This window comes from Paenibacillus sp. 598K (assembly GCF_003851045.1).
In the GTDB taxonomy this organism is placed as follows: Bacteria; Bacillota; Bacilli; order Paenibacillales; family Paenibacillaceae; genus Paenibacillus_D.
This window is the reverse complement of record NZ_BFBX01000051.1, coordinates 18,387-35,318: the sequence shown is the minus strand read 5'-3', so window position 1 is coordinate 35,318 and position 16,932 is coordinate 18,387. Positions and strand designations below refer to the sequence as shown.

At 56.6% G+C, this 16,932-nt stretch carries 12 protein-coding genes and 3 pseudogenes; 9 read left to right on the top strand and 6 right to left on the bottom strand.

Going from position 1 to position 16,932, the window contains the following annotated elements; genetic code table 11:
• Position 1: 1 nt before the first annotated feature.
• Positions 2–199: pseudogene (locus PA598K_RS16185) on the top strand (VOC family protein); the annotation flags it as partial.
• A 61-nt stretch (positions 200–260) separates the two neighbouring features.
• Here PA598K_RS16185 and PA598K_RS16180 read toward each other — a convergent pair.
• The 5 genes and pseudogenes from PA598K_RS16180 to PA598K_RS16160 form a co-directional block, all read right to left on the bottom strand.
• A pseudogene (locus PA598K_RS16180) lies at positions 261–554 on the bottom strand (Rpn family recombination-promoting nuclease/putative transposase); the annotation flags it as partial.
• A pseudogene (locus PA598K_RS16175) lies at positions 541–852 on the bottom strand (Rpn family recombination-promoting nuclease/putative transposase); the annotation flags it as partial. The pseudogenes PA598K_RS16175 and PA598K_RS16180, both read right to left, overlap by 14 nt.
• A complete protein-coding gene (locus tag PA598K_RS16170) occupies positions 830–1,747 on the bottom strand; it encodes an Rpn family recombination-promoting nuclease/putative transposase (RefSeq protein ID WP_128657964.1) in 918 nt (305 codons plus the stop codon). The pseudogene PA598K_RS16175 and the gene PA598K_RS16170, both read right to left, overlap by 23 nt.
• Positions 1,748–1,896: 149 nt before the next feature.
• Positions 1,897–3,318, bottom strand: a complete 1,422-nt coding sequence (locus PA598K_RS16165) for a family 43 glycosylhydrolase (protein ID WP_128657963.1) — start codon at positions 3,316–3,318, stop codon at positions 1,897–1,899.
• Positions 3,319–3,447: 129 nt separating this feature from the next.
• Positions 3,448–5,520 (bottom strand): sugar-binding protein, encoded by a 2,073-nt coding sequence (locus tag PA598K_RS16160; protein WP_221414144.1) that lies wholly within the window; start codon positions 5,518–5,520, stop codon positions 3,448–3,450.
• Between the two features lie 207 nt (positions 5,521–5,727).
• On the opposite strand from PA598K_RS16160, the gene PA598K_RS16155 reads away from it, so the two are divergent.
• The 6 genes from PA598K_RS16155 (at position 5,728) to PA598K_RS16130 (ending at position 13,237) form a co-directional block, all read left to right on the top strand.
• Positions 5,728–6,768 carry a LacI family DNA-binding transcriptional regulator gene (locus PA598K_RS16155; protein ID WP_128657962.1) on the top strand — a complete coding sequence of 347 codons (1,041 nt, stop codon included), beginning with the start codon at positions 5,728–5,730 and terminating at the stop codon, positions 6,766–6,768.
• A 154-nt stretch (positions 6,769–6,922) separates the two neighbouring features.
• Complete coding sequence (locus PA598K_RS16150; RefSeq protein WP_128657961.1) at positions 6,923–7,924, top strand: helix-turn-helix domain-containing protein; 1,002 nt, start codon at positions 6,923–6,925, stop codon at positions 7,922–7,924.
• A gap of 155 nt (positions 7,925–8,079) precedes the next feature.
• Positions 8,080–8,505: a hypothetical protein gene (locus tag PA598K_RS16145; RefSeq protein ID WP_128657960.1), complete on the top strand. Its 426-nt coding sequence runs from the start codon at positions 8,080–8,082 to the stop codon at positions 8,503–8,505.
• Positions 8,506–8,511: 6 nt separating this feature from the next.
• The gene (locus PA598K_RS16140) at positions 8,512–10,362 is read left to right on the top strand and encodes an ABC transporter ATP-binding protein (RefSeq protein WP_128657959.1); all 1,851 of its coding nucleotides are present in this window, start codon (positions 8,512–8,514) and stop codon (positions 10,360–10,362) included.
• Positions 10,355–12,100, top strand: a complete 1,746-nt coding sequence (locus PA598K_RS16135) for an ABC transporter ATP-binding protein (RefSeq protein WP_128657958.1) — start codon at positions 10,355–10,357, stop codon at positions 12,098–12,100. Before PA598K_RS16140 ends, PA598K_RS16135 begins: the two co-directional genes overlap by 8 nt.
• 195 nt (positions 12,101–12,295) lie before the next feature.
• Positions 12,296–13,237, top strand: a complete 942-nt coding sequence (locus PA598K_RS16130; RefSeq protein WP_260405441.1) for a glucosamine-6-phosphate isomerase — start codon at positions 12,296–12,298, stop codon at positions 13,235–13,237.
• A gap of 20 nt (positions 13,238–13,257) precedes the next feature.
• Here PA598K_RS16130 and PA598K_RS16125 read toward each other — a convergent pair whose 3' ends face one another.
• Entirely contained in the window at positions 13,258–14,151 is an 894-nt protein-coding gene (locus PA598K_RS16125; protein ID WP_128657956.1) for an AraC family transcriptional regulator, read from the bottom strand.
• 116 nt (positions 14,152–14,267) lie between these two features.
• Here PA598K_RS16125 and PA598K_RS16120 point away from each other — a divergent pair, with 116 nt between their 5' ends.
• Together PA598K_RS16120 and PA598K_RS16115 are read left to right on the top strand one after the other, a co-directional pair.
• Entirely contained in the window at positions 14,268–14,978 is a 711-nt protein-coding gene (locus PA598K_RS16120) for a PIG-L deacetylase family protein (protein ID WP_185602023.1), read from the top strand.
• Between the two features lie 340 nt (positions 14,979–15,318).
• On the top strand, positions 15,319–16,932 hold the full coding sequence (locus PA598K_RS16115; RefSeq protein ID WP_260405440.1) for a sensor histidine kinase: 1,614 nt from the start codon (positions 15,319–15,321) through the stop codon (positions 16,930–16,932).

The following is a 16,932-nucleotide window of genomic DNA, read 5'->3' as shown; positions in this document are numbered from 1 at the left end:
CTCAAGCGAGCTGACGATCTGTCATAATGTCGGCAGCAAAGCGGAGGTCGACGCTATCGTGCACCAAGCCGAGCAAGCGGGAGCGATCGTCACAGATCTCCCGCATGAGGCCTTCTGGGGAGGGTACTCTGCACACTTTCTTGATCCCGATGGCCATCTGTGGGAGATCGTCTGGAATCCAGCTTGGGACAACGAATAATAAAAAGCCTTTATACACAAGGGCTTCCAGGTGTGTAAAGGCTTCAAGCTATTCGTAGAAATTAAAGACCACGTTTCAGCAGTTTCACGTCTTTTTCGGACAATCCACTAGCTTTAGCGATGACGGAGATTTCAAGGCCCATAGCGAGCATATTTCGTGCAATGGTATTCTTTTCCTCTGTCCGGCCCTTCTCCAAACCTTTTTGCATGCCTTTCTCCGTCGCCCATTCGATCATGGAAGCTTCATCGTGCAAATACTTTTGCCGTTCCTCATGTAGACGGCGAGCTTCCTGGTCTTGACTGAGAAACTCGAGCGTATCCATCGCTTTTTTCAAGGTCGGTTCATTCATCTTCAACCCGACCTATTTGACCACGTTTCAGCAGTTTCACGTCTTCTTCGGACAATCCGCTAGCTTTGGCGATGACAGAGATTTCAAGCCCCATAGCGAGCATATTGTGAGCAATGACGGTCCGGCCTTTCTCAAAGCCTTTTTGCATGCCTTTCTCCGTCGCCCATTCGATCATGGAAGCTTCATCGTGCAGATACTTTTGCCGCTCCTCATACAGGCGGCGGGCTTCCTGGTCTTGACTGAGAAACTCGAGCGTATCCATTGCTTTTTTCAAGGTCGGTTCATTCATCTTCAACCCGACCCATTTGACCACGTTTCAGCAGTTTCACATCTTCCTCAGACAATCCGCTAGCTTTAGCGATGACGGAAATTTCAAGGCCCATGGCCAGCATATTGTGAGCAATGACGGTCCGGCCTTTCTCTAAACCTTTTTGTATGCCTTGCTCTAGGCCTTTTTGTATGCCTTGCTCCAGGCCTTTTTGGATCCCCTTTTCCGTCGCCCATTCGATCATGGAAGCTTCATCGTGCAGATACTTTTGCCGTTCCTCATACAGGCGGCGAGCTTCCTGGTCCTGACTGAGAAACTCGAGCGTATCCATCGCTTTTTTCAAGGTTGGTTCATTCATCTTCAACACCTCCCAGTTTGATTTGTCGGCACCCTTCAAAAACAACAGCCAGTTGATCAGTCCGCCCTCCATCGGCAGGGACTGCTGATCCAGCTTGGTCAGCTCCATGAAATGCACTTCGATATCGTCGCTTAACTCGATGCCGGTATGATCTTCTCTCAGATGAAACACGTTATGATAACGCTCGTTGGCGATAAAGGAGTAGTTCAGTATGTTGATCGTGACACATTTCTTTAGTTGCTTGTAGGTCTGGCCCTCCTGCAGCTGACTGGCGTAGCGCTTGCTCCAGTAATAGAGGGTCCGTTTTTCAATGTCATATTTGTTGAAGAGTTGCATTTCGATATTAATGAGCTGCCCTTCGACCGTCTTGGCCCAGATATCAAATATGGATTGCTTATCGAGCGGGGCATCCTTGTCGGTATACGGGTTAAGCAGCACAATCTCCGTCAGCGGCGCTTCACCCGATTCTGTGAACGTGCGATTGAGGAAGGCGAGCAAGACATCCTTGTTGTCCTCGCTGCCAAAGATGCGTTTGAACACAAAATCGTTTCGGGGATCGAGCAGTTCCGTCAATGCGCCATCAACTCCGTTTCTTTTTATTATACCACGACTAAAAAAGCTCAGACACCCGATCGTCGATTGGGGGCTGAGCTTTTGGTTGCCCTTGCGACCTTCTGCAGGAAATCGAAAGGAATGAAAATTTTGGAACCGCGTAAAGTCTACTACGTCTCCAGCGTAAAAGAAGCCAGGCTGGCGTTGCCGATGCCTTTATATTGGAAATAAAGGGCATGGACGCCGTCCGGGATGGCGATGTCGGCTGTGTAGGTCGTCCAGACGTTGGTGAACTGGACAGGGATCGAGCCGAGCGAAGGGCCGTCCCAGTCGGTCTTCACCTCGAAGGCTCCGCGTGCGTAGCCTCTGGCCTTGATCTTGACGCGTCGCACGCCGCTGCACTGGAAGTACTTGAAGCCAGCCTGAGCGTTATTCTGCAGATTCGCGATATAGCCTGGCTCCTCGTCGCCGTCTCGGCCATCCTGCGTAATCTTCGGGAAGCGGCCGTCCATCCAGGCGCCATGCGTACCCGAATACGGCTCGTCATGGTCGGTGAACAGGTGGCAGGCCAGATGGGCAGGGTACTCGCCTAGGCCGATTAGCGGTCCGCCATTAGGTCCGCTGGTCGTAATCTCCACTTGAGGGATACTGCCATCCTCGAGGATGACGATCGGCTCGATGCAGCCCTGACGGCAGAAGCTCGTCCCGTTCGTATGGCGATGGTAGAAGATGTACCATTGGCCGTGGAGCTCGACCATGCCTCCGTGATTGTTGCCGCCATAGTAAGCTGGCTTGTCCGCCGGCTTGTAGGTGTCGATATGGGTATCGTTGTTGCTGACGATGACGCCCCGATAGGAGAAGTCCTTCGTCGGATGCTTGCTGGTCGCGTAGCATAGCTGGTGCATCGAGATCGAGGAGTAGACGAAGTAGTACGTATCGCCAACCTTCCGAATCGACGGCGCTTCGAAAAATTCAAAGCCCTCGTAGCCGCTGCCCGCGCTGTAGGGCTCGCTCGGCATAATGAAAACCGGCTCCTCGACAATCGTCAGCATATCCGCATCCAGCACCGTAGCCATTGCGCCTTTGCGCGAGCGATCGCCGATCGCGCAGAAGCCGGTGTACAAGTAGGTACGATCGCCCTCCGTCAACACAGCCGGATCGAACTGCGGCTGATCGCCCTCGCGCTCGCCAAGGCGTGTCCCGTCTGCATAATGCACGTAGCCGTAGAAGGTATACTTGCCGGCCGGCGTATCGCAGACCGCCGCCGAGACCACGGGTACCTTGTCGAGGACGTAGTACAGATAGTAACGTCCGTCCGGCCCAACTGTGACATCCGGCGCATACAGGCACATACGCGCGTCGGGATTCAGCGGATCATCAATTTTCTCATAGATAACGCCTTCATAGCGCCAGTCTGTCAGATCGTCCACAGGAGCCGAGTAGCACACATAGTCGTTCAGGCAGAAGACATGCCCATTGAATCGATCATGCGAGCCATACACATAGACACGGTCTCCGAACACATGCGGCTCGCCGTCCGGGACGTATTCCCAGGAGGGCATGTACGGATTGACGGCTTGTTTTTTGGTCATTGCGATTCACGTTTCCTTTCGTTGCCGAATATTAGAAGGATAGCGGACCAATAGCATACCAATAGGATTCGGTTTGATTATATCACAGAAGCCCAGGCTATGGCCTGAGCTTCTGGACGAGACGCAGATTTAATTGTGGAACAGGTCAGGCAGGATGTCGAAGATATATTGGTTTTGCCAGCCCCAGGCATGCGTCCCGCCCTCGGCTTCGAGGAAGTAGAAGTTGCCCTTCTTCGGATTGGACGAGTAGATGAAGACGTCGCTCAGTTGCTTCATAGCATCGACCTGCGGCTTCAGGTTAGGATAGGCGATATCCAGATCGCCTGTCGCGCTGAAAATATAGTAGTCCTGCGGCTTGTAGCCGGACTTCCGGGCTACCTCGGCGAGACGCTCCGCTGTCTCCTTCGGCTTCAGCCCGCCTCCGCGCAGCTCGATAACCCAGCTGTCGCCGCTGAGCGGGATGAAGTACTTGAAGTAATCCAAGGCGTTAATATAGGCGAACCATGTGGTCACCGCACCTTGCGAGAAGCCGCCGATCGCCCGGTGGGCGCGGGAAGCCTTCAAGTCCTCCAGGCTGCCAGACTTGGCATGCGTGTTGTACTTGGTCTCTACCGTCGGGATGATCTTGGCAAGCAGTTCCTCATGGAAGAGCGCGACATCCTTTTTGCCGCCGTTAAAGGTCGGCGTGACGACGATCATCGGCTCGATGTCGCCATTAGCAATCATGTGGTCGACGATTCGCTTTAGCTCTTTCTCCTGACCTGGCCCGCCGAAGAGGAGATCCTCGTTTTCTCCGCCGCCGTGCATCATGTAGAGCACATTGTATTTTTTGTCGCTCGCTTTGGCATCGTAGCCGTAAGGGAGGTAGACATGCATTTTTTTGTCATCGAGTCCGTTCTCCGTGTTAGGCGTCTGGTAATGCAAGGTTTCGATGATACCGGGCTTATCGCTTTGGAGCCGATAGGCGTCCGGGAGCGGCGTGAAGTATTTCTCATTGGCCGCTTCATCAGTCATGATCAGCTTGCCCATGGCGGCTTGCAGCGCAGCGTATTGCCGATCGATTTGCTCCTGGGTGACGGCGCTATCGCCAAGGATATTTTCCGCCATCGCATTCGTCACTGCATCCGAGACGATATTGGCATTGGTGTAACGTTTCACATCCAGCTTCAGTGCGCGTTTGACCAGGTTCAACAGTTCATAGGGATTGTTTCCGCTTACATCTCGGGCGCTTTTCCCGGCCAGTACGATTTCTCCGAATTTGGACGGATCATGCCAAGCGGTCCCGCTGCCGTCGAATACATTGATGCCGCCGATGCGTTCGGCGCCCTTCGCATCGTTCACCTGCAGCTCGATGCCGAACACCGTACCGTTTTCCGGCTTGGCTTTCAAGGCAATTCTCGTTTCGACGAGATAGCCGTCCTTCGTACGCTTGGCAGCTGTATAGTACATATCGGGGTTGCCGTTGTCGATCGTCATTTTGTTCTCGTAATTGATGCGGATATGTAGATCGTCGGGACCGTATTCCTTGGTCTTGTCGTTGTTCTCATCGAGGAAGATTTCGATGGAATCTTGCATATGCGGTGTGTTTGATTGGGCGGACAGCTCCTTGTCCTTGACCTCGGCGAGGATATAGAGGGCATGGTCATCCCACAGTGCCCGGAAGGATACTGAGGTATCGATCTTAGGCGAGATATGCTGCGGCACGATCGGCTGCGCTGCGGCCCAGATCGGATCTGCGTTGCCATCGATGACCGGCGAGCCGAAGTAGGCGATCATTCGACCTTGAGCATCGACTCCGTTCTTATCCACCTCGATTTTTACAGGTTCGGTCTTCATAGCTTCCTCCTTTACGATGACTTTGGCGGCGAGGATTTCTTGTTTGTTATCCGAGGTCAGGACGCAGCTGATCGTGGCCGTGCCGGGACCGACAGCCTGCACCTTGCCGCTTTGATCGACAGTGGCTACTGCCTTGCGGTCGCTGCTCCATACCGCTTTGGCATCCTTTGGCAGATTGGCAATCTCGAACGCGTGTGTATGACCTGCGGACAAGGTGACGGGGCCTTTCGGCGCGAGATAGGGAATTGACGGGGCGGCAGCGGCCGGTACGACACTGAATGGACCCAAAATGCTCATGAGCAGCAGGGAGATAACAGACATGAATGCGGTTACAGTTTGTTGCAATGCGCGGCTTCCTTTTCTCAACACAGGTTCCTCCTCCGGATTAAAGGTTGGAGCAATTGCAATTTCGTTTTAGCTAATATATGCATCGTATCGCGGGTTGAATAAAATGTCAATTCAATCTATAGTCTTAGTTAGATTTTCCCATTATAGTCGCGTAATATATCTTATGCTTGCTTGACAAGAGGATATGTATTCCTTCTTAATATAGTAAACAGGGGGTATGGACGGATGAGTGTGACGACAATCAAGGACATCGCTGAACGAACCAACCTCTCGATCGGAACGGTATCGATCGTGCTTAACGGGCGCGGCGACGAGATGCGGATCTCGAAAAAAACGCAGCAGCGAATCATAGAAGCTGCGCAAGGACTCGGGTATTTGCCTAACGTCTCGGCGAGGCGACTAAGACAATCCAATGCACGCAACATACCGGTCATCGCGATCTTCTGGCCATCAGATCTGTCGGCGGATCTGCTCGGCCGATTCATCATGGGGGCTCAGAGCTGCGTGCTGGCACAAGAGGCTGAGTTCGAGATGACCATACATCCTTACAAGCGTAATGATATCGAGCGCATCCGCGATATTTGTGCAGGCGGCGGCTATCATGGCGCGATCCTGACGGGGCTGTCGGCGGATGAGCAGGAGGAGCTGGAGAAGGACAAGCTCAGTGTGCCGGTTGTACTGTTCAATCGGATGAGCAGCGTCTACAGCTGCGCCTATGTCGATACGTATGAGATCGGGCGCAGATCGGCGGAGCTGTTCGCCAGTCGGGGACATCAGCGAGTCGGTACGATCGTCCCGGACTATCTCGTCGATACGATGAAGAATCTCCGCTTCAAGGGCTTCGTCGAGTCCTGCAAGAAGTACGGGCTGCAACTGGAGCCGCATCATATCCAGGCTGCTCCGATGACGATGGCTGGCGGCAACGCGGCCACGAAGCGAATCCTCGAGAGCGGCGAGCCATTGCCGACAGCGATGTACTTCCCGCTTGGACCGATGGCCGTTGCTGCGTTGCCGGAGTTCTACCGGGCAGGGATCGCGATCCCGGAGCAGATGGAGATCCTGACCTACGGCGACCATGACGCGGAGTCGTATAGCGTGCCGTCGCTGTCGACGGTCAAGCTGCCTGTCGAGGAGATGGCGGAGGGCTGTATCCGCCTCGTCATGGCGCGGGTGCTGGATACGTCGGCCAAGCCGACAGCCGTTCCGTTCGAGACGCCGTTTGTGTTCCGCGAGTCTTGCGGTGGCTGGCGCCAAGGTGAGGCTTGAACCTTAGCGCTGCGGTGTTTCGGACTGCGGGAAGCCAATAGAGGAAAGGACGATCGTCACTTATCCTGTGACGGTCGTTTTTGCTTGCGTCGATAATGATTATCACTTATTATAACGGAAAACTCCCTATTACCATAGTAAAGGTTGTGATCGCTTGAGCTACTCCAAGCTGCAAGACGATGATCCGTTCGAGGTGATGCGCGCGAATCGACTCCTGCATAGGATCGAGACGGCCATGGGCGGCCAGCGATATCGGCTGTCCGAGCGCTATGGCAGCGGATATATCCTGCGCAGACGCGTGGGCGAAGGGATCGTCTTCTGTGCGACGACCTATGAGCGGGTGCAGTATACGCTGCCGGACTCGAGGGTGTGGCTCCGCCCGATGTTCGAGATGATCCTCATCGTGGAGGGCGGCTGCAGCTACCGGTTTCGACCTTCGGAGGAGTGGCATGAGTTCGCCCGGGGCGATCTCATCTTCTATCAGACCGATCCCGACGTATCGGCCGTCGAGATGAAGACCAACGGCTTTGTCTCGATCAGTCTGGAGCTGGACCCGACACTGCTGGAGCTGAGCGAGGATGCAAACGTACCGTGGCAGCAGCATCTCTCAGACTGTCTGGGCGGCACCCGGATGGTCGTGACGAGGGCACCGGAGCGGATAATCGCCCGCTTCCGCCAACTGTCGACGATGGAAGGGCTGGAGCGAGCGGAACGTTACTTTCAGTGGAAGGGACTGACGTTTCAAGTGCTCTCGGAATGTCTGGATTGGGCCTCGCGATCCGGGGACGGAGACAGAGCGCGCATCCCGCTCACTCAGGAGGACCGTCAGGCGCTGGAGCGCGTCCGTCAAGCGCTGGAGCGAGAGCCGGACCGATCGCCGAGCTTGGCGGAGCTCTCCAGACTGAGCTGTATGAATGCGACCAAGGTCAAGCAAGGCTTCAAGCAGTTGTACCATACGAGTATCTCCATGTACACGCTGGAGAGCAAAGTAGCGGCAGGCAAAAGGAAGCTGCTGGAGAGCAATGACAGCATTACCGACATCGCCGTTGAGCTCGGATACAGCAACCCGAGCAAGTTTTCGGCAATTTTCAAAAAGCTGGAGGGGATGACGCCGCGGGAGTGGCGGGGCCGCTACCGGGACGAACGCAACGAATAGAGGGAAGCGTAAAAGGACGGGAGCTCGCGGGCTGCTGTCTTTTTGGCGCTGGTCCCTGTCATTCAGGGGGGAAGATGCGTCTGCGAGGGGTTGAGAATAATTCTCAACTAAATGTAGGATAGAGCTATTCTTCGTATATTGATGGAGGGGTAGCAATGAACTTTGATGAAAGTCAGTGGCCGATCGTCGCTGTAGAGATGGGGCAGACATTCACGGCAGAGATCGTAGACGCGTATATCCGTGCGTGGGAGCGGCTGCTGGCGCGTCAGCAGCGCTTCGGGCTGCTGATTGTGCAGAAGGCTGATAACGCCGAGCGTCCTGACAAGACGGTCACGGCAGCGTATATGAACTGGTGCAAGTCGCACAAGGAGCAGATCGGTCAGTATTGCGCCGGCATCGCCGTAGTGCTGCCGACGCCCCGGATGTTGCTGCTGTACAAGCCTGTGACAGCGATCCCCACCCGCAAGGTGTATGGCTGTGCAGGTCAAGCATTTGCCACAGCCGAGGATGGGCTTAGCTGGCTGCAGCGCATGCTCCCCGATGAGCTGCAACGATCCGCAGACGCCCGGACGGGCGGGTGAGCAGTCTTGAAGACGAACTCGGATCTGTCCAGGCTGTTGCAAGTCGCCGGGGAGAAAAAATGGCTGTTGCTCGTCGCCTCGTGCTTCTCCGTGCTCTCAAGCGTGCTGCAGCTCGTGCCCTTCGTCGCGGTGTACCGGATTGTCGAGGAGTTGCTCCGTCATGCCCAGCAGCCGGAAGCGATCGACGGCGCCTTGATCATGCGTTGGGGGTGGCTGGCGCTCGGCGGGCTGGGCGCGAGCCTGATCGCGCTCTATATAGGCGGCATGTGCTCTCATATCGCAGCCTTCAACATCCTCTACCGTCTGCGTCTTCGCCTGGCCGAGCATGTGAGCCGGGTACCGATGGGCTATCATACCAAGACAGCGACCGGCGAGCTCAAGAAGATCATCGAGACGAGCGTAGAGAAGATCGAATCCTTCCTTGCGCATCAGTTGCCGGATACCGTGAGCGCGTTGCTCATGCCGCTGTTGCTGCTTGGCTATCTGTTCTGGATCGATTGGCGGATGGCCGGGATACTTTTGCTGCCGCTGCTTGCAGCCTTCTGGCTGCAAGCCCGGGTATTCGCCAGCGAGCAGGGCAAGCAGGCGTATCGCGATTACCAGTATGCCCTTGAGGACATGAATGCGACCGGCGTCGAGTATGTGCGAGGGATGCAAGCGGTCAAGCTGTTCGGCCTGACCGCCGATTCCTTCCTGACGTTCAAGCATGCCGTCACGCAATATCGCGACATCGCGCTGACGATTACGCGTCTGTGCAAAACCTCCTATAGTCTGTTTTTTGTACTGGTAGCGTCGCTCGTCATATTCGTTGTGCCGCTCGGCATTTGGCTGATGCGCGGAACGCCCGACAATCAGGCGATGGCCATTACCTTTACCGCCTTTCTCATTCTGGCTCCGGGCTTGTCTGCGCCGGTATTGAAGCTGATCTATCTTGGCGGCGGCTTGCGGGAGATCGCCGAGGGCAATCGGCGCATCGAGGCGGTCTTATCGGAGCCGATCACAGTCGAGCCGGCAATGCCGCGCAGGCCGGAGCGGTTCGACATTGTTTTTCGAGAGGTGTCGTTTGCGTATGAGCATTCGTCGAGCCGCGACTACAAGCCAGTGCTGCAGGGCGTCGATTTCTTAGCGCGGGCGGGCGAGATGACGGCGCTTGTCGGACCTTCGGGCGGAGGGAAATCGACGATCGCCAATCTGCTGCTGCGCTTTTGGGATGTGTCTCAAGGGGAGATTGCGATCGGCGGCGTACCGATCCGGGAGATGGGCACCGAGCGGCTGATGCGGACAATCTCTTTTGTGTTCCAGGATGTGCATCTGTTCTACGATACGATCGAGGCCAACCTGCGGATGGGCAATATGGAGGCGACCCGCGAAGAGGTAATCGCCGCAGCCAAGGCGGCATGCTGCCATGATTTTATCGCGAAGCTCCCGCTCGGTTATGACACAAGGATCGGCGAAGGCGGCACGTATCTCTCCGGCGGCGAGGCCCAGCGCATCTCGATCGCTCGGGCGCTGCTGAAGAATGCGCCGATCCTCGTCCTCGACGAGGCGACGGCCTACGCCGATGCAGCCAATGAATACCAGATCCAGCAGGCGATCGGCGAGCTCGTCAAGGGTAAGACAGTCATCATCATCGCTCACCGCTTGTCGACGATCCGAAGGGCCGAACAGATCCTGGTCGTCCGTAACGGTCGCATCGCCGAACGCGGCACTCATGACGAGCTGCGCGCGCTCGGGGGCTGCTATGAGCAGATGTGGCAAGCGCATAGTCGTTCGCATGTATGGCGGCTTGGTCAGAGAGGAGCTTCGCAAGCCGCAGATGCCGAAGGCATGCAGAAGAAGGAGGGGCGCTATGCTTGAGTACTTCTACAACATTACGGCCGGCAAGCCCCGCAGCCTGCTGCCGGCAGCAGCGGCAGCGCTGCTCGATGGCATCGTAAAGGTGATTCCCGCTGCGCTGCTGATCGATCTGATCCATACGCTCTATACTGCCTTCGCCGACCCGACGACGGGCGTTAACCTTGGACGGATGTGGCTCATCGCATTCCTCTTGTTCGTCTTCCTCGGCTTGCAGTATGTGACGTATGCGCTTCTGTACGACAAGACATATCGTACGGCCTATGAGGTAGCGGCCGAAGGACGGCTGCGACTGGCCGATCATGTCCGCCAGTTGTCTCTCGGCTTCATCGGCAAGCGCGATCCTGGCGATCTGACCAATCTGCTGCTCTCCGACTATGGGCAGGTCGAGCATACGATCTCGCACAATGTCCCGCAGCTCATCAGCGCGATCACGCTGCCGGTGCTGGCCTTTGGCGGCCTGCTCTGGCTCGACTGGCGGATGGCGCTGGCGATGCTCCTCTCGATTCCGCTGGGCGCGCTCCTGCTCTGGCTCTCCGATGCGCTGCAGCGACGACTGAGCGCTGCTCATGTACAGGCCAAAAACGAGGCGGCAAGCCGTCTGCAGGAGTATCTCTCCGGTATCCGAGAGATCAAGGCACATCATGTCGGCGGCGAGCGGTTCGAGCGGCTGCGGATGTCGTTTGACCGATTGAAGCGGGCGTCGATCCGGCTGGAGGGCGTCGTCGGACCGGCCATCCTGGGCGCGCTCCTGCTCACTCGCTCCGGTATGGCGCTGATGATCGGACTGGGAAGCTACCTGTTGGTCGGCGGATCGCTGTCGTTCTCCGTTTTCCTGTTGTTCCTGCTGGTGGGGACCAAGCTGTACGAGCCGCTTGCAGTGGTCATGACCAGCTATGGCGAGCTGCGTTATTCCGCCTACAGCGCCCAGCGCATCATGGACGTTCGGCGAGAACAGCCGATTCAGGGTGCGGAAGGGATGCCTGCGGGAGGGGAGATCGTTTTCGAGGGCGTCGGCTTCGGCTACGACCCTGGCCTGCCGGTGCTGCGCAACCTCTCCTTCACGATCCGGCCGAATACGATCAATGCGCTGGTTGGTCCGTCCGGCAGCGGCAAGAGTACGATTCTGCAAGTATTGGCGCGATTCTGGGACATCCAGGAGGGACGCATCCTGATCGGCGGGCGCTCCGTGGAGCGGATCGACCCCGAGCAATTGCTGCGGCATCTGTCGATGGTGTTCCAGGACGTCTATCTGTTCCGGGATACGATCGGCAATAACATCCGGATCGGCAAGCCGGGCGCGAGTCAAGAGGAGGTCGAGCAAGCGGCGCGGCGGGCGTGCTGTCATGACTTCATTGCCGGACTGCCTCAAGGCTACGATACGCCTGTCGGCGAGGGAGGCTCGACGCTGTCGGGGGGCGAGAAGCAACGGATCTCGATCGCCCGCGCCCTGCTTAAGGACGCATCGATCGTCCTGCTCGACGAAGCGACGGCTGCGCTAGACCCCGAGAATGAAGCGGCAGTGCAGCAAGCGATCGATGCGCTGGTCGCTGATCGTACCGTCATCCTGATTGCGCATCGGCTGCGCACCGTCCAGGCGGCGGATCAGATCCTCGTCATGGATCAAGGCGAGCTGGTGGAGCACGGGTCCCATGGACAATTGCTGGCGCAGAGGGGACTATATGCGGAGCTGTGGGACATCCAGCAACGGGCCGAAGACTGGTCGTTACAGATGCAGTGAAGGAAGATACAGATGATAGGGGAATAGGGATACAGGCGACAGGCCAGCTCTGCAGAGCTGGCCTTTTGGCGCGTGAGTGTCCGAATTGCAACCGATTCCGTGTCTTTTGCTAAAGAAACGCAAGGCGTCCCGGCTTACACTGAAAGGGAAGCATAGCCAAATTATAACTTGTCAGGAGGGGTTCGATTGAATTTGATGCAGACGATCAAAGGATCGATGACGGAGGGCTTCTTCCCGCAAGGGTGGGATATGGAGCGGATCGATCGCTGCTGCGCACACGCGCCCGAGACGATCGAGGAGCGCCAGCCGCACTGGCACGAGGGCTTCCGTCCCGTCGCCTGCGAGGAGCTGGGCGAGCTGGAGGTCAAGATGGGACATGAGATCGCCCTGCAGATCCGTTCGAGTCGCGAGCAGGGGCGCAAGCTGGCTTGCATCCTGCCGGCGGGGCCGATGGGGATGTACAAGTGGGCGGTCTTCTTCTTGCGGGCGTGGCAGGTGGATTGCAGTCATGTCTACGGCTTCAATATGGATGAATGGAGCGACGATGCGGGCAATACGCTGTCGCCGGACAATCCCGGCTCCTTCCAGTATGCCATGGAGCAGGCATTCTATGGGCCGCTGGGCGAATATACGGTGCCGGTCGCACAGCGCCACTTTGCCACCAAGGAGGCGCTGCCGCGTTATGCCGAGCAGATCGCCGCGCTAAAGGCGGAGGGGGCGCAGCTGATCACCATATTCGGGATCGGCCGGATGATGCATATTGCCTTCTGGGAGCCGCACTTCGGCGGCGAGTACGAGAGCGATGCGACATGGCGTCAGGCGACGCATCGGATCGCTGCCCAGCTCCATCCGCTGACGATCGAGCAGAACGCGATCACCAGCTTCAAGAGCCGGACGACCCTCGTACCGTGCCGGGCCAACACGATCGGACCGGGCATCTTCCTGCAGTCCGATGCGATCATCGGCGGCTGCGACGGCGCGCTGGGTCGCGGCATGCAGTGGCAAGGGCTGTCGCTGTGGACGACGCTGCGCTATGGCCCGGACCGCTGGCTGCCGTCGACCTATATGCCGACCTTTCCAGGATCGCTATTCTTCCTGCGGGAGCTCGCAGGACCGCTGGCTGCAGCCGTCAATTAACGCACACACCTTACCGCAGCTCACATCCGGGCGAGCACCGACTTGGCATATTCGGATGGGGACATGCCGGCGGCCAGCTTGAAGTGGCGGGAGAAGGTATGGACGCTACTGTAGCAGAGCCGTTCGGCGATCTCGGTCACATTGTGCTGCTGCTCGCGGAGCAACGTCTTGGCCAACTCGATCTTCAGCCCGCGATAATACTTCATGATGCTCTGGCCGGTATGGGACTTGAAGATATGGAGGGCGTGGCTCCGGCTCAGGTTAACCGCCCGGTGGATCTGCTCGAGCCGCAGATCCTCGAGCAGATGCTGCGCCATGTACGCTTGCATCCGTCGGGCCAGCTCGGCCTCGCTGCGCTGCTTGGTTCTGCTTGAGAGACGCTGCTCGCGCTTGGTCAGCGCATCGTCCTGGCTGAGGCTGATCAGCAGCATCTCGAGGTACAGCTTGATCAGTTGCTCTGCCCCGAGCGGGGCCCTGTCTCGTCGCCGCAGCGTATGGTTATACGGATCGTCGTACGGCGGCTCGAATGCGGCGAAGCCGTTTTTCATCAGCTGGGCGAGCAACTCATGCTGCCGCGCATTCAGCTTGAAGATTTTGCCCGCGAAGAAGCTCATCGCCTTGGAATGGCTGACAAAGGAAACGATGACGACGTTGGGCGCACTGCGGCTGTTGGCCCATACGCCGTGGAATTCGTCGGGCTTGTGGAAGATTACGTCGCCCTGCTGGAGAGAGTACCCCTCCTGATCGGCGAACACGTCGATCTCTCCCTTGTCGACATAGACGAGCTCCCAGAAGTCATGGCGCTCGCCCTGGAATCGAAAGTGTTTGGAAAACTCGAAATAATGCAAGGAAACGATCGATCCGATCGTGTAGACCTCCTGAAGCTTGGTTCGTACAAAAGCGTCTGTTGCCACAGCAAGATCAACCTCCGTCAGCTCATGCTCTACTTATAGAGTAGTATAACATGCGGCGATGCAGGGAGGGGCGAATCAGACCGCGCGAGGCTCAGGAAAAAGAGAGGAGAAGCATCATGCATGTATTGGCAATCGGCTGTCATCCAGACGATCTGGAGATCGGCTGCGGCGGCACGCTGGCGAAGCTGGCTGGGCAAGGCCACAAGGTCACGATGGTGCATGTAGCCAATGGGGACAAAGGGCACAAGGTGATCCTGCCCGAGCAGTTGAGCGCGCTGCGGGAGGGAGAGGCGCAGGCGGCTGGCGCGCTGATCGGCGCCGAGGTGATCAGCCTGGGTATCCCCGATCTGTCGGTGAAGGCGGACGACGATGGCTTGATCGCCAAGCTGGTCGAGGTGATCCGTCAGACGAAGCCGGATTACATCATCACCCATCCGCCAGAGGACTATATGAAGGATCATATGGAGGTGTCGCGGGCGGTGTTCGATGCAAGCTTCGCGGCGACCGTACCGCATTACAGCCGGGATAAGGGCAGCAGCGCGACTGGCTCTCCAGCGCCGATCTTCTATATGGACACGTTGGCCGGCGTAGGCTTCCTGCCGACCGAGTACGTGGACATCTCGGAGGTTATCGATACCAAGTTGGCGATGAATGAGCGGCATCAGAGCCAGATCAAGTGGCTCTACGAGCATGACGGGATCGACTTCCTCGACTTCGTCCGCACCGTATCCAAGTTTCGCGGGCTTCAATGCGGCGCAGCGTATGCGGAAGGCTTCGTCGCGTGCCAGGCTTGGCCGCGTCTGACGACGCGGCGGCTGTTGCCCTAAGCAGGAGACTGCAAGGAACAGAACAATAATGATGATCGTCACAGCTGATGTGACGGTCTTTTTTGAGTGCAGAGTTTGAGGTGGATCGTTTTCCTAATAGCGGATGTGGACAGCGAATGAAATGTCGTATATCGTATAAGCATTACATCTCTGGTCGGCAGGTGGATTCATGATTTGGAAAAATGCCAAATACCAGTCGAAGCTGTTCATCTTGTTTTTGCTTCTGAGCAGTCTTCCTGCCCTAACTATTGGCATGATTGGTTATCAGCGATCGGCAGACGAATTGCAGAGGCAATCGACCAAAGACCTGGAAGTTATACTTGGTCAGGTAAGCGCTTCAATGGAACGACAAATTAATGATTTCGATCGATTTACGATGCTGCCTTACTTTATGCCCGATATGTTCACCTTTCTTAACAAGCCCTATGTGTCGCCGGAGCGCTGGGGGACGCAGGAGATCGAAGCTCAGAAAACGATGGCGCGGCTGATGAGCGCCTACCCTTCCATTAATTCTTCGATAAAGGGGCTCGTCTTGTACGGGATGAACGGGTCTGTCAACGGGTACAGGCTAAGCGGAGATAACGGGATAAATATGCGTGTCAACGCTGAGGAAGAAGTATGGTATCAAGATGTTGTTGCCAGAAAAGGAGGCTTTGTCGTCACCGGCGTGCAGCAGGTACACCAGTTCAACGGTCCTCCGCTGGAGGCGATTATCGGTGCCCGTTTATTGATGGACGAGGACTACCACCCGCTCGGTGTTATCGCGATGTTTATATCGCCGCAGTTTATCCCGTCGATCATCCGCTCGCTGGATTACGACGATGTGCAGATCGCGGTGCTCGATAGCAAGCGTCATCTCATCTACGCCTCTTCAGCAGAGCTGTCCGAGCAAGCGTTGCCAGCGGGCGTGGACGACAAAGGCGTGTGGGAGATGGAGCTCAAGCTGGAAGACAAAAGCAGAACCTTTAGTGGCGTATTCCTGAAGAGCAACTACCTGGACTGGCATATCTATATGGGAATTGACCAGGACGAGCTGTTACAGGGCAGCAATGCGATCCGTAGCTTTACGCTCGTCATCGTAGTCGCTGTTGCCCTGCTTGCGATATTGTTATCCTACATGCTGTCCAAAGGACTGTCCAAGCCGATTGCCCGATTGATCCGTTCGATGCGGAGCGTGGAGAAGGGAGAATTCGACGCACCTATACCATACGGACGCGAGGATGAGATCGGACAGTTGGAGCGTAGCTATAGCAAGATGGTGCTGCGGTTGGAGACCATGATCCAGTCGATTGAGGAAAATGAGCGACAGAAGCGGCATGCCGAGCTGTATGCCCTGCGAGCGCGCATTCAACCTCACTTTTTGTACAATACGCTCAATTCGATCCGTATGTTAGCGATGCTGCAGCAGTCGCATAAGATCGCCCATCTGATTCAGTCCTTGAACAAGCTGCTATATGCCAATATGAAGCTGGATACCGAGCTCGTCACGCTGAGCGAGGAGTTCGAGCTGCTGCAAAGCTACGCGCGACTGATGGATTTGCGCTTCGATGGCGTATTTCAAACGGAATGGCACATTGCGGAGCGAGTGCGAATGGCTGTGCTGCCGCCTATGCTGCTGCAGCCCTTACTGGAAAATGCAATCTTCCACGGCAGCAAAGGACTCGGTCGCATCCTTACGATTACGATCATGGCTGAGCTCTCGCCGCACGATGAAGGACTGCTGGTCATTTCGATTTGCGATGACGGTATGGGCTTTGCATCCGATGAACACAAGATCATGGCGGCTCATGGAGGACAGCAGGGCCAGCAAGGACATATCGGTCTTCAGAATGTCCAGGATAGAATACGATTGCGATTTGGCGAGGCGTACGGCGTGAGCGTAGTGCGAGAGAACGGGCTGACGCTTGCAACGGTTACGTTGCCATTCAGGCAGAGCAAGGACGGGGAGGACTGA

What these genes read in the sequence shown, in the direction of transcription:
- PA598K_RS16145 (WP_128657960.1), top strand. Translation starts at nt 8,080, where the DNA reads ATGAACTTTGATGAAAGTCAGTGGCCGATCGTCGCTGTAGAGATGGGG.
- PA598K_RS16115 (WP_260405440.1), top strand. Translation starts at nt 15,319, where the DNA reads ATGGAACGACAAATTAATGATTTCGATCGATTTACGATGCTGCCTTAC.
- PA598K_RS16130 (WP_260405441.1), top strand. Translation starts at nt 12,296, where the DNA reads ATGCAGACGATCAAAGGATCGATGACGGAGGGCTTCTTCCCGCAAGGG.
- PA598K_RS16155 (WP_128657962.1), top strand. Translation starts at nt 5,728, where the DNA reads ATGAGTGTGACGACAATCAAGGACATCGCTGAACGAACCAACCTCTCG.
- PA598K_RS16135 (WP_128657958.1), top strand. Translation starts at nt 10,355, where the DNA reads ATGCTTGAGTACTTCTACAACATTACGGCCGGCAAGCCCCGCAGCCTG.
- PA598K_RS16120 (WP_185602023.1), top strand. Translation starts at nt 14,268, where the DNA reads ATGCATGTATTGGCAATCGGCTGTCATCCAGACGATCTGGAGATCGGC.
- PA598K_RS16165 (WP_128657963.1), bottom strand. Translation starts at nt 3,318, where the DNA reads ATGACCAAAAAACAAGCCGTCAATCCGTACATGCCCTCCTGGGAATAC.